The 12533-nt window shown below is 71.1% G+C and carries 10 protein-coding genes; 8 read left to right on the forward strand and 2 right to left on the reverse strand.

The window, feature by feature from the left end:
• The first annotated feature begins 3 nt into the window (after window positions 1–3).
• Window positions 4–3036, forward strand: a complete 3033-nt coding sequence (locus O7617_RS25150) for an ATP-binding cassette domain-containing protein (protein WP_282258579.1) — start codon at window positions 4–6, stop codon at window positions 3034–3036.
• A gap of 8 nt (window positions 3037–3044) precedes the next feature.
• On the opposite strand, the gene O7617_RS25155 is transcribed toward O7617_RS25150, so the two are convergent.
• Entirely contained in the window at window positions 3045–3824 is a 780-nt protein-coding gene (locus O7617_RS25155; protein ID WP_282258580.1) for a MerR family transcriptional regulator, read from the reverse strand.
• A gap of 332 nt (window positions 3825–4156) precedes the next feature.
• Between O7617_RS25155 and O7617_RS25160 the strand changes: the two genes are divergently transcribed.
• From O7617_RS25160 to O7617_RS25190, 7 genes are all read left to right on the forward strand, one after another.
• Window positions 4157–4519, forward strand: coding sequence for a hypothetical protein (locus O7617_RS25160; protein ID WP_282258581.1), 363 nt, complete (start codon window positions 4157–4159; stop codon window positions 4517–4519).
• Window positions 4520–4668: 149 nt separating this feature from the next.
• The gene (locus tag O7617_RS25165; RefSeq protein WP_278140219.1) at window positions 4669–5043 is read left to right on the forward strand and encodes a class IIb bacteriocin, lactobin A/cerein 7B family; all 375 of its coding nucleotides are present in this window, start codon (window positions 4669–4671) and stop codon (window positions 5041–5043) included.
• A 27-nt stretch (window positions 5044–5070) separates the two neighbouring features.
• Complete coding sequence (locus tag O7617_RS25170) at window positions 5071–6237, forward strand: YcaO-like family protein (protein ID WP_282258583.1); 1167 nt, start codon at window positions 5071–5073, stop codon at window positions 6235–6237.
• The gene (locus O7617_RS25175; RefSeq protein ID WP_282258584.1) at window positions 6230–7624 is read left to right on the forward strand and encodes a TfuA-like protein; all 1395 of its coding nucleotides are present in this window, start codon (window positions 6230–6232) and stop codon (window positions 7622–7624) included. The genes O7617_RS25170 and O7617_RS25175 overlap by 8 nt, the downstream gene beginning before the upstream one ends.
• A 10-nt stretch (window positions 7625–7634) precedes the next feature.
• Window positions 7635–9761 carry a radical SAM protein gene (locus O7617_RS25180; RefSeq protein ID WP_282258586.1) on the forward strand — a complete coding sequence of 709 codons (2127 nt, stop codon included), beginning with the start codon at window positions 7635–7637 and terminating at the stop codon, window positions 9759–9761.
• Window positions 9762–9908: 147 nt separating this feature from the next.
• Window positions 9909–10688, forward strand: coding sequence for an aminoglycoside phosphotransferase family protein (locus tag O7617_RS25185; RefSeq protein ID WP_282258587.1), 780 nt, complete (start codon window positions 9909–9911; stop codon window positions 10686–10688).
• Between the two features lie 51 nt (window positions 10689–10739).
• Complete coding sequence (locus O7617_RS25190) at window positions 10740–11441, forward strand: hypothetical protein (RefSeq protein ID WP_282258588.1); 702 nt, start codon at window positions 10740–10742, stop codon at window positions 11439–11441.
• Window positions 11442–11603: 162 nt separating this feature from the next.
• On the opposite strand, the gene O7617_RS25195 is transcribed toward O7617_RS25190, so the two are convergent.
• The gene (locus tag O7617_RS25195; protein ID WP_282258589.1) at window positions 11604–12515 is read right to left on the reverse strand and encodes a GNAT family N-acetyltransferase; all 912 of its coding nucleotides are present in this window, start codon (window positions 12513–12515) and stop codon (window positions 11604–11606) included.
• Window positions 12516–12533 lie beyond the last annotated feature (18 nt).

Genomic DNA, 12533 nt, shown 5'->3' on the forward strand with positions numbered 1-12533 from the left:
CCGATGAGCGGCGCGGTGGAGGAGCCCCCGACCGGCGACCTGATCGGATTCTGCGCCGACGGCGTACGCCAGGTCTGCCGGCTGGACGGCCCGGTGGCCGGCTGGCTGGTGACCGGCGGGGAGGCCGACCTGTTCGCGGTGCGGCGGACCGGGATGAGCCCGTCGCGCCGTCACCATGTGGCCCGGTTGCCGGCGGGGGGCCTGGTGCCGACGTCCACCGCGATCGGTGCGTGGCAGTTGATCCTGGTGCCGTTGCCCGGCGCGGAGTTGCGCGGGTTGTCCCAGCGACACCTGTCCCTGCTGGAGCGGCACGTCCGGCTCGGCCGGCCGGCGGACGAGGGGCCGTCGCATCGGGCGCGGACCGCGGCTACGGAGCTGGTCGCGGCCGTGGACCTGGTGTTGGTCACCATCGCCGACGCGCTGCGCCACGGGCAGGCGCCCCGGGAGGCGTCGACCCTGAGTGGGCGCGAGATCGTCTCGCTGGCGCAGGGCAGCGCGCTCACCTCCACCGGGGGTGCCTGGTGGCTGCGCAGCGCCGGCGGGCAGCTGCGCCGCAACGACGGTGGCCCGGTGGAGATGTCGGGGGAGCACGAGCTGCTGCTGATCGCGGAACGCGACTGGGTGGTGGCCGAGTCGGCGTGCGCGGTGGAGAGCCACGGCAGCTGGGACCTGTTGGTCGCCGGTCAACTCCGGTCGGCTGTCGACCAGCACGTGGCCCGGCTCCTGCGCATGGTGGAGAGCCGGATCGAGGAGGCCGACGCCGCGTTGCTGAGCGCCGTGCGGCGGCGTCGGCAGGTCGACGCCGCGGTGCTCGCCGCGGCGGCCCGCCGCTCGATCGGGGTGATCGGCGCGAGTGGTGCGGTTCCGGTGCCGGACGTCGAGGCCGGCTTCGACAGGTACGGGCGGGCGGCCTCGGTGCTCGAGGTGGTCACCGAGGGGATGGGCAGCCCGATCAACGAGCCGGCCGACCGCGGTCGCGCGCCGCTGGGCGATCGGGCCGCGGTGCGGGCGGTGTCCAGCGCGTCCAGCCTGTTCCTGCGTGAGGTGCGCCTGCCGGAGCGGTGGTGGCGGCGGGACCTCGGGTCGTTGGTGGGGTGGCGGGCAGGTGACGACCCGGAGCGCGCGGTCGCGGTGCCGCTGGTGTTCCGGCGAGGTCGCTACCACCAGGTCGACCCGGACACCCGCGCGCGTAGCCCGATCAGCGCGACGGTGGCGGCGACGTTCGCCACCGAGGCGACCCAGGTGCAGGCGCCACTGCCGCCGGTCGCCCGGATGCGTCACCTGCTGCGGGCCGGGTTCGTCGGCGCGGGCCGCGACGTACGGGGTCTGCTGTTCGCCGCCGCCTGCGTGGCGCTGCTCGGCCTGGGGGTGCCGCTGGCCACCGGCGAGGTGCTCGGTCAGTTGGCCCGCCAGGGTGAGGTGGACGGCCTGTTCGGTTTCGTCGCGCTGATGCTCAGCGCCGCGGTGGTGGCCGGGCTGGTCGGAGTGGTGCAGAACCTACGGCTGCTGCGGTTGGACGGCCGGTTGCAGTCCGGCGCGCAGCTGGCGATCTGGGACCGCCTCCTGCGCCTGCCGGCCCGGTTCTTCACCGGTCGCAGCAGCGGTGAGATCGCCAACTCGATGCTGGGAATCTCGTTCGTCGGTGAGGCGCTGAGCGCGCTGCTGCCGCAACTCGTCTCGGCGGCGGCGACCGTCGCGGTGACCCTCGGCATGCTCCTCGTGGTCGAGCCCGTGCTCGGGCTGTGGGGGGCGGGGATCGTCGCCGTCACACTGCTGACCTTCGGCGCGTTCGCCGTGTTGATCGTCCGCCGGCAACGGTCCGCGCTGCCGGCGGAGCACCGGGCGGCGGCGATGACCAACCAGTTGCTCGGCGGCATCATCAAGATCAAAGTGGCGGCCGCGGAAGCACGTGCCCACGCCCGCTGGTCGGAGGTGGCCGCCTCGGCACGGGCGGCGCTGCAACGGGTCCGGCAGAGCCAGGCGGGTCTGGTCGCCTTCGCCACCGTGCTGCCGATCGCCGGTCAACTGGTCCTGTTCGCCGTGCTGATGGGGCCGCTCTCCGGCCGGATCGCACCGGCCGACTTCTTCATCCTCAACGTCGGCTTCGCGATGCTGCTCGGCGCGCTGCTGGTGCTGGTGTCGGCCGGGGTCGAGGTGATCGCGGCAGTGCCCCGGCTGCGCAGCCTGAACGACATCCTGCGCGCCGACCCCGAGGCGCGGCCGGACCGGGTGGATCCGGGCGAGCTGCGTGGCGAGATCGCGCTGCACCGGGTCACCTTCGCCTACCAGCCGGACGAGCCGCCGGTGCTCGTCGACATCGACCTGCACGTCCGTCCGGGTGAGTTCGTCGCCATCGTCGGACCGAGCGGCTGCGGAAAGTCCACCCTGCTGCGGCTGCTACTCGGTTTCGAGCGCCAGCAGCAGGGTGCGGTGCTCTACGACGGTCAGGACCTCTCCGAACTCGACGTGCACGCGGTCCGCCGGCAGTGCGGGGTGGTCCTGCAGGACGGCCAGCTCTTCGCCGGCTCGGTACGGGACAACATCTGCGGAGCCGGCAGCTTCCCGCTCGACCAGGTCTGGGAGGCGGCGCGGATGGCCGGCCTCGCCGACGATCTGGAGGCCCTGCCGATGGGGATGAGCACGATGGTGCCCTTCGGCGGCGGGACGCTCTCCGTCGGGCAGCGCCAGCGGGTGCTGATCGCCCGCGCGCTGGCTCCCCGGCCCCGGATCATCTTCCTCGACGAGGCGACCAGCGCCCTGGACAACCGGACCCAGGAGGTGGTGACCCGGAGCACGGCGAGCATGGCCGCGACCCGGTTGGTCATCGCCCACCGGCTGTCCACGGTCCGTGCCGCGGACACCATCGTCGTCCTCGACGCGGGGCGGATCGTCCAGCGCGGCACCTACGACGAGTTGATGGACCAACCCGAGGGGCTGTTCCACCGGCTGGCGCGGCGACAACTGTTGACCGAGCCGGACCGGTCCGACGCCGCCGCGCAGAGCCGGCAGTCGGAGGGGCAGCCCGCGACGGGCTGACCGTCGGCTCAGCCGTTGTCGATGACCGTGCCGTCCTCCAGGCAGACGTCCGTGTCGAGGTGGTTCTCCAACAGCTCCGCCACGTGCGTCTCGGCCTGGTTCTCCGCGGCGAGCCGGAACGCCTCGGTGAGCACGTTGACCACACCCTGGGTCAGCAACAGGGTTTCCCGGTCGAGGTCGGCCCAGGACGCCCCGGCGCCGTTGCGCACCAGCTCCGGCGCGAGCGCCAGCAGTCGGGCGGTGACGGCGGCGACCAGCTCGTCGGCGACCGGCCGGAGGCTGTCCAGCACCTCACTGAGGGTCTGCAGCGCCGGCACCGTGCCCACCCGTACCCGATGCAGGTCCAGGGCGGCGCGCAGCGGGCGCGGCCGCACGGTGCGGACGGTGCCGTCGGTGGTCCGGCCGATCACGCCGTGGCGGGTCAGCGCGTGGGCCAGCGCGGGGCGGTCGGCGGTGAGCCGTTGCAGCATCGCGGTCAGCCCGTCGGGCGCGTCGTCACTGGCCCGGACCCCGAGCATCGCCTCGATGGAGACCAGGTTGAAGCCCTGCCGTTGCAGGGCGAGGATCGCGTCCAGTCGGCGGACGTGGGAGTCGTCGTAGTAGGCGGCCCGACCGTGGCGCACCGGCGGAGGCAGCAGCCGCCGAGCCTGGTGCGCGCGGATGTTGCGAGGCGACATCCCGACCTTGCGGGCGAGTTCCTCCACGCTGTACCCGGCCGGGCCGCCGGGCGTCGTCGTCACCTGGTCGATGGTCACGGTGGCCTCCGGCAGCGATCGGTGGCGGAACATGGCACCCCGTCGAACCGCTCTCAGCACGGGCGGTCCGTTGATCGCAGCCTAGGTGCGCACACCGAGTGGTAACAGACGAGGAATTACTACTTGTTCACACTGATGACAGTCTCTAGAATCGCAATCCGCCGAACGCCGCTGAATCCCAATTACCCGGCTTTCGCCGCAGGGTGGCCTATTCGCGGCCACATTCGATGAAATCCCCGCTCGCGACGCGGACCGGATCGGCCGGTGGCCCACGATGAAGCGAAACCGGCGGCCCGGAAATCCCGCGCTGCCGGTCGCCGCCGCGGCGTCGCCGCCGGCTGCCGAGCATCGAAGGGAGCAGGGGTGTGACACCTGTCGATCGAGCGGTCTTCGTGGCCGCGTACAGCCGGTTGGTCGCCGAGGTCTGGGCCGACCCGGTCAAGGAGCGGGCGCTCGACGAGGACCCGCGCGGGTTCCTCGCCGGATACGGGCTGGAGCTGCCCGAGGACGTGCAGGTGCGGGTGGTCCGGGACGTCGCCGACGCCGACCCCGACCTGGAGGTGCAGGTCGAGTCGTGGGAGTCGGCGGCCACCACCGGCGCCTTCGTGCTCTTCGTGCCGTCGCTGCTGCCGGTGGCCCAGGCGGAGTTGGCGGAGGACGAGTTGGACAGCGTCGTCGCCGGCCTGGACTCCAGCTGCGCCTGCTGCTGCCCGTGCTGCTGCACCTGACACCGATGTCTGCCGCCGGTCGGCCTGTGCGGCACATTCTGGTGGCAGTGACAGGAAATGCTTGATTGCCGAACCTCGATCTTTTTAGCGTTCTCCACACAGAAATCGACCGCCCACCCCGGAGCGTTCCCCAGGAGAGGACCCAAACGATGAGCAACGACGGACAGGAATTCGGCGCGAGGTTCGTGACGAAGTATTCGGAGCTGGTTACCGCGGTGTGGCGCAGCGACGAGGAACTGCAACGCCTCCTCGCCGACCCGACCGCCTACGCCACGGCGGCCGGCCTGCCGGTCGAGCCCGGTGCCCGGGTCGAGGTCGACCGCGCCCAGCCCGCCACGCTCTACACCAAGGAGCAGATCGTCGCCGACTGGGCCGGCACGCCGGGCCTGCACATCCTGCACGTGCCCGAGGTGCCGCTGGTCGACCTCAACGAGCTGACCGAGGCCGAGTTGGAGACGGTCGCCGGTGGCGTCGCCCCGATCGCCGACAACAACGTCAACATCATCGCGGTCCTCATCCTCTGAGTTCCCTTACCACCGCCGGGAGCCTCGATGACTGACACGACCGAAACCATCGCTTTCCGGTCCGGCACCTACCGGACGGCGAGCGTGGAGCAGACCTGGGAACGGGTCGGCGTGATGCTCGACCGATTCCGGATCACCCGGGTCGCGGACATCACCCGACTCGACGAGATCGGCCTACCGGTGCACGTCGCCTACCGGCCGGTCGGAGCCACCATGGCGGTGAGCGTCGGCACCGGCGCCACGGCGACGCAGTCCCGGGTCAGCGCGGTCATGGAGAGCATCGAGTCCTGGCATGCCGAGAACCTCCGGCCGGGGACCGTCGTGCGGTCCCCGGCCGCGGCGCTCGACCTGCCGTACGACGTTCGGTGGCTACACCTGGCCGAGCGGTCGCCGCTGACCCCCGCCGTCGAGTTGGACTGGGTGGCCGGCCGTGGGCTGGTGACCGGTGCGCAGTGCCTGGTGCCGCGCGCCACGATCGAACTCGACTTCACCGTCCGACGGGGCTGGGACCGCGCGCTGTTCACCCCCAGCAGCAACGGCCTGGCCACCGGCAACACGTTCGCCGAGGCCAGCCTGCACGCCCTGCTGGAGGTCGTCGAACGCGACTGCATCGCCCCGTACTGCACCTCCCCGTTGGCCGAGCGCACCTACGCCGACCCGGGCACCGCCACGAACCCGATGACCCGCACGGTGCACGACGCGTTGCTGCAGGCGGGCTGCTGGGTGGAGGTCTGCGACATCACCAACGCGATCGGTGTGCCCTGCTACGCCGCCTCGATCTGGTCGGAGGACCTGCCGGTCACCTTCGGCGGCTTCGGCTGCCACGTGGACCCGCAGATCGCCGTCGGCCGGGCCATGTCGGAGGCAGCCCAGTCCCGGCTGGTCATGGTCTCCGGAGCACGCGACGACATCGACGCCACCGCGTACCACGACGTGGGTGCCGCGCCGGTGCCGCCCCCGACCGTCGACCGGCCCGTCCAGCCGGTCCGCCGGGACCTCCCGCCCACCGGCGACGTGACCGAGGTGCTCCGCGAGTTGGCGTCCCGCGTGCAGCGGATCACCGGCGTCGAGCCGTTCAGCGTCGACCTGACGCACGACGACATCGGCATCGCGGTGAGCAAGGTGTTCGCCCCCGGCCTGCGCATGTTCGACGAGCGGGCCCTGAGTACCCGACCAGGAGTGCCCCGTGACTGACGTCGTCTTCATCGGTCCGAGCCTGCCGATCGACGAGGTCCGCCGGTTGCTGCCCGACGCGGTGGTGCTGCCGCCCGTCGCGCACGGCGACCTGCTCCGCCTGGACGTCGTCCCCGGCGACCGGGTCCTCGTCATCGACGGGTTCTTCCTGCAACACCCGCCGGTCCGCCACCGGGAGATCCTCGACCTGCTCGACCGTGGGGTCGCAGTGGCCGGCGCCGCGAGCATGGGCGCGCTGCGCGCCGCGGAGCTGTGGCCGTTCGGGATGCGGGGCGTGGGCGAGGTGTTCCAGCTCTACCGCGACGGCGTCGTCACCGGCGACGACGAGGTGGCGGTGGTGCACGGGCCCGCCGAGGAGGGTCACCGCACGCTGAGCGAGCCCCTGGTGAACCTCCGGGTCCAGCTGCGTCGCGCCGTCGCCGCCGGAGTGCTCAGCGACGCCGAGGCCGCGCTGCTGCTGGACAGCGCTCGGGGGTTGCCGTTCCGACGGCGGTCGTACCGCGCGTTGGAGCGCACCGCGCCACCCGAGCTGGCGGCCGTGGTGGACCGCTTCGTGACCTGGCACCGGCGCAACCCCTGGGACGCCAAGAGCGCCGACGCCCGGCTGCTGCTGTCGATGGCGGCGGACGACGCCCCCGAGCTGTCCCCGGCGCACGGCGGCGACCAACCGATCGACAACCTGCACACCCGCTTCCTGGACAGCTGGCGATCCCGCTTCGCCGGGGAGTCGATCGGCGGGCACTGGGTCAGCGACCGGGAGGCCGCGGCGGTGCTCATGCTGCTGCACCCCGAGGAGCCCGCCTGGCACCGACGGGAGGTGCTGGCCGGGCTGGCCGGAGTCGACATCGCCGACCCGACCGCCGAGGAACGCGCGTACGAGGTGGCGCGTGGGCGAGGACTGACCACCGTCCTGCCGACCGGGCACGACTGGCTGACCGACTCCGAACGGGGCCTCGACGACCGCGAGGCGGTGCTGCGGGTGTTGGTGCGGGCGTTCGGCACCACCCCACACCGCAGCCTGGCGCTGTGGATGGTCGCGGCGCCGCTGCGTACCCCCGCACTGCTCGCCGCGGCACGGCAGGTCGCGGCCACCGCGGCGGCGCTGAACGAGACCCTGCCCCGGAAGACCGGGCACCGTCGACCGGGTGGCCGGCTGCACTTCCGGACCGGTGTCGTCGACGCGTGCTTCGCCGCGCTGTGGGGCTGCGACACCGACGGGCTGGAGGCGGCGGCATGGGACCGGGGCTTCGTCGACCTGATGGCGTTCCGGTACGCCGCCGAACCACTCGTGGCGTACGTCAAGGCGTTCGGCGCTCCCCGGCTGCCGGAGGTGGCGCAGCACGCGCCGGAGGACACCCTGGCCGGTTCCGCGGCCCGGGTCGGCTGAGGAGGAGTCGATGAGCGGCACCGTCAAGGCGGCACTGATCTACCCCCCACTGACCGATCCCACCTCGGGATACCACTCCCTGAACTACCTCGACTCGTACGCCCGCGCGCAGGGGCACCGGCCGGCAGAGATCATCGACGCGAACATCGAGGCGTTCCACCACTCGTACACCCCGTCGGCGTACGAGTGGTTGCAACGGGAGCTGTCCCGCCTCTCGGTCGACGACCTCAGCGGTCCGGACGCGCTGATGGCCCGGGCGAACCTGCTCAACCTGCCCGAACCCGACCCGGAGCGGCTGCGCCGGTCGATCGGGGTGCTCCAAGACCCCACCCTGTTCTACGACTACCGGCACTACCAGGACGCCGTCGAGGGCGTCATCTCCTGGATGGACACCCTCGGCGCGGTCGGGTTCCCCGGGCAGTTCCACGCAGGCTTCCGGCTGCACCCACCGCCGATGATCTCGATCGGCTCGGTGGCCGCGCTGACCGACGAGGCGCTGCTCGGGAGACTCAACCGGCCCTTTCAGCCGTACTACGAGGACGTGCTGATCCCGCGGCTCGCCGCCGGCGGCAACCAGGTGATCGGGATCAGCGCCACCTACCAGTGGCAACTGCCGTTCGCGCTCTGGATCGCCCGACTCGTCCGGAAGGCCTGCCCGGACGTCTTCCTCATCGCCGGCGGCACGGAGATCTCCGACGTCTGGAAGTGCGCCAGCAAACCGGAGTACGTCTTCCAGGTGCTCGCCGACTTCGACGCGATAGTGGTCGGCGAGGGGGAGAGCGCGTACACGGAGATCCTGGACGCGGTGGCGACCGGCACCCTGCCCGCCGGGCATCCCAACGTCCGCCTGCACCCCAGGTACGGCCGCCAACGTCAACTGCCGCTGCGCTACGAACGCCTGGCGCAGGTGCCCGTCCCGGACTTCTCCGGCCTGCCCTGGGATCTCTACCTCAGCCCGGAGAGGTTCGTCTACTACTCGCCGACCCGAGGCTGCTACTGGAACAAGTGCACGTTCTGCGACTACGGCCTGAACACCGACGGACCCACCAGCCCGTGGCGGCAGGACACCGTGGACACGATGATCGCGGACGTCACCGAGCTGTCGAAGTTCGCCAAGTTCATCTACTTCTCGGTGGACGTGCTCGCGCCCGCGACGATCCTGCGGTTCGCCGAGCGTGCCGTCGAGAAGGGGTTGGACTTCCGCTGGGGCGCCGAGATCCGGTTGGAGAAGTACTGGTCCGACGAACGGTGCGAACTGTTGCGCCGCAGCGGCTGCGTGGCCGTCTCGGTCGGCTTCGAGTCCGGGAACCAGCGCATCCTCGACCTGATCGACAAGGGCACCAAGCCGGAGCAGGTACGCCGCACCATGACCGCGATGACCAAGGCCAACATCGGCGTACAGATGATGGGCTTCACCGGCTTCCCCACCGAGACCCGCGAGGAGGCGCTGGACAGCGTCACGTTCCTGCGCGACAACCCGGACCTGTGGACCCTCGGCGGGCTCGGCGACTTCATGCTGACCCCGGGCGCCATCGTCGCGAAGGAGCCGGAGCGGTTCGGCATCACCAACGTGCGGCCGGTGGAGGGCTCCGACATCGTCCGGATGCTGACGTACGACGAGCCGGTGACCGAGGCGGCGCAGGAGGAGGTCGCCCAGGCCAAGGCCGGTCTCAACCCCGGGCACTTCCACCGTCCGTGGCTGGGCAGCACCGACACCCCGCACACCTTCTTCTACCACGACCGCTACGGCACGGCGGTACGCGGCGTACTCGCCCACGACCGGGTCCGGCACGACACCGACGAGCACACCCGGTTCCTCGCCAACGGCACCTTCGTGGACCGTGACGACGAGCAGGTCTGGGAGGCGTACCGGCGGATGCGCTCCGACGACCAGGACGGCGTCCCGGGCGACCTGCCGGCGGACCGGCACCTGTTCCGCCGGGCCGACGGCCAGGTGTACGCGCTCAACCGCAGCAGCCGACTGTTCCTGGATCTCTTCACCGCGCCGCTGACCCTCGCCGAGGCGCAGCGTCGACTCTGGATCGTCGAACCCACGGTCGCCGACCGGGTCTGGCGGACCTTCATCGGGCAGCGCCTGATCCGCCGCCACCAACTCCCGAACGAGGCGACGCGGTGACCGCCCCCGCCCGGGCACGGCGGCCGTCGGGCGGGCGGGTCGTCGCAAGATCCGAGCAGTACCCCTGATATTGGTGTCTCGTGGGTGGCAGAGGCAGCAACATCCGGGATGTTGCTCGGATCTTCGTTGGACGGGAGGCGGACGGTAGTGACCGATCAGGAGGTGTTGACCGGCGGGGGCGTCAACGAGGTGGTCCGCCTCGGCGAGACGGTACGACGGCCCACCGGACCGTGGTCGCCCCAGGTGCACGACCTGCTGCGACACCTGGCCGCGAAGGGCTTCCGCGGCGCGCCTCGCTTCCATCGGGTGACCGGTAACGGTTACGAGGTCCTCGACTTCCTGCCCGGCGACGTCTCCGACTATCCGGCCACCCCGGCCGCGGCCTCGGCGAAGGCGCTGACGACGGCAGCCCGGCTGCTCCGCGCGTACCACGACGCCACCGTCGGGTACGCACGTAGCGCGCCACGCGACGGCTGGCAGGTCGCTGCCACCGAACCCGTCGAGGTCATCTGCCACGGCGACTACGCTCCCCACAACTGCGTCCTCGACGGCGACCGGGTGGTCGGCATCATCGACTTCGACCACGCGCAGCCTGGACCTCGGCTGTGGGACATCGCCTATGCGGCGTACCGCTGGGTCCCGATGACTGCCCCCGGCAACGCCGACGGTTTCGGCGACACGGGGGGTCAGGCGACCCGGCTCCGGACGTTCTGCGACGAGTACGGGCTCGACGACGCCCGACGTGCTGAACTCATCGACACGGTGGTCGCCAGGCTCCACGCGATGGTCGACTTCATGCAGGCCCAGGCTGCGGCGGGCAACACGGCGTACGCCGGTCACCTCGCCGCCGGGCATCACGTGCAGTATCTGGCGGACGCGACGTACGTGATCGAGCCGCGCGTGGTCTTCGAGCACCACATCCGCTGAACACCGCAGCAACCGACTCCACCAGGAAACTCGCTGAAGTGTCATGATCTGGTGGTGATGACCAGCCGTCGCGGGGCGGATCTCGTCCTCGCTGCGGCGCGTCGGCATCACCTGGCGCAGGTGAACGCGGTGCTGCGTCGTCCTGGGATGTATGGCGGTAGCGAGGTCGCCGAACGGCTGTCGCTGGAGTCCATGGCCGCAGTGGACGATTGCTTGACCCGTTGGCAGGCAGAGTTCGAGTGGCTACGCGAACGAGGTTCGTTCGCTCCGACGGGCGTCGTCGGCGCCTACCGCACCGTCCTGCCGCAAGAGTCGTTGCGTGATGCCACAGCCTCCGTGTACGCCGAGATAGCCCACCGCCTTGGCTGGCTCCACGTCGACCGGGTGCTGTCGGACGCGGAGTTCCAGCAGATGAGCATGGACCTCGACGCGTGGGTGACACAGGATCGCACCCTGCCCGACGTCATCGAGATGTGGGGACCACCGTGGCTGTGGATCGGCGGAACCAACGTGTTCTACCCCAAGACGCTTGCCTACGCCGCGGCTGATCCCGACCTCGGTCTGATCTGTTTTCACCAGTGGAACGTCGTGGCAGCAATCGAACCGGTAAAGGAGCTACGCGGCGTACACCCCGAACCGACGCTCCTCGCCGTACGTCATCGCCCAGGGACGTTCGCCGACTCGTTCTCCTTCACCCCTGAAGGCCTACGCCGTAAGCAGGGCGACGTCCGGCACGATCACACCGCCGGGTGAGGTCGCCCAGCCGTGTCGGGCCCCTGGCGTCGGTGTCGTGGTGTTCGTCGACCCGCGCACGGCGCATCAACGAGCGGTCCTCGGCGACCTGTTCGGGTGCCTCGTGCTCAGCGTCGAGGAGCTCCTGACCCCCGGTCAGTGATCGTCCGCACCCTCCCGGTGTCAGCGGACGATGACGAGGTTGGCCATGTCGACGACCGGTCGGTAGCCGAGGGCAGCGTAGATCTTGTTCGAGGTCGGGTTGGCCTGGTCGGTGAACAGGCAGACCCGCGCGCCCTCCGCCTGGATCTGCCGGGAAACCTCGGCGACCGCGTTGCTGGCCCAACCACGCCCGCGCTGGTTCGGCGGCGTGTACACCGGGCCCACGCGTGCCACCCCGAACGACGGCGGGTTGGCGCCGGTGAGGTGCACCGGCTGCCCGGTCTCGTCGACCCAGAACCACAGCCGTCCGGCGCGGAGCCGGCGCAGCAGCTCGTCGCGCTCCGGCGCATCGTGCGCACTGGTGCCGCGCGGTCGCCCCGCCTGTTCGTCGGCGTCGCCCGTGAACGCGATGTACCACCGCGTGACCAGTTCCACGTCGTCCTCGGTCGCGACCACCAGACGGCCGGGCACGGGTGGCGGGCAGGTCAGCTCGCCGAGTTGGTGCAGCCGCATGTGCTGCGCGACCTGGGCTCGACCCCCGAGGAGCCGGGTCAGTTCGGTGGCGAACAGGTCGGCCGCGGGCAGGGCCCCGTTGACCGCGAGCACCTCCTCGTCGCGCCCGTGCAACGCGTGGGCCAGCGCGACGGCCGCCTCGTCGGGCATGGGCAGCAGGTACGGCGGATAGGGGGCGTAGGGCGTCGTGCGCATTCCGGCGCCGACCACGGCGCCGGAGTCGTCGACGACCGCCAGCCACCAGTCGCGGTTCGAGTACGGGATGCCCGCATTACGCTGCGCCAACAGCCGGTGCGTGTGGGTGGTGACGATGGTGCAGCCGACCGGATCGGCACGCAGGTAGTCGTCCGCTGCGGCCAGGAACTCTTCGGGGTCGGTGAAGAACCGCAGCCGCAGCCCGGCCGTCTGGGTAGCGCTCATCCACGTACGGTAGCGACA

Source organism: Micromonospora sp. WMMD1155, from assembly GCF_029581275.1.
GTDB lineage: Bacteria > Actinomycetota > Actinomycetes > Mycobacteriales > Micromonosporaceae > Micromonospora.

Coding starts and splice junctions, on each gene's coding strand:
- O7617_RS25150 (WP_282258579.1), top strand. CDS start 4: ATGAGCGGCGCGGTGGAGGAGCCCCCGACCGGCGACCTGATCGGATTC.
- O7617_RS25155 (WP_282258580.1), bottom strand. CDS start 3,824: ATGTTCCGCCACCGATCGCTGCCGGAGGCCACCGTGACCATCGACCAG.
- O7617_RS25165 (WP_278140219.1), top strand. CDS start 4,669: ATGAGCAACGACGGACAGGAATTCGGCGCGAGGTTCGTGACGAAGTAT.
- O7617_RS25170 (WP_282258583.1), top strand. CDS start 5,071: ATGACTGACACGACCGAAACCATCGCTTTCCGGTCCGGCACCTACCGG.
- O7617_RS25180 (WP_282258586.1), top strand. CDS start 7,635: ATGAGCGGCACCGTCAAGGCGGCACTGATCTACCCCCCACTGACCGAT.
- O7617_RS25195 (WP_282258589.1), bottom strand. CDS start 12,515: ATGAGCGCTACCCAGACGGCCGGGCTGCGGCTGCGGTTCTTCACCGAC.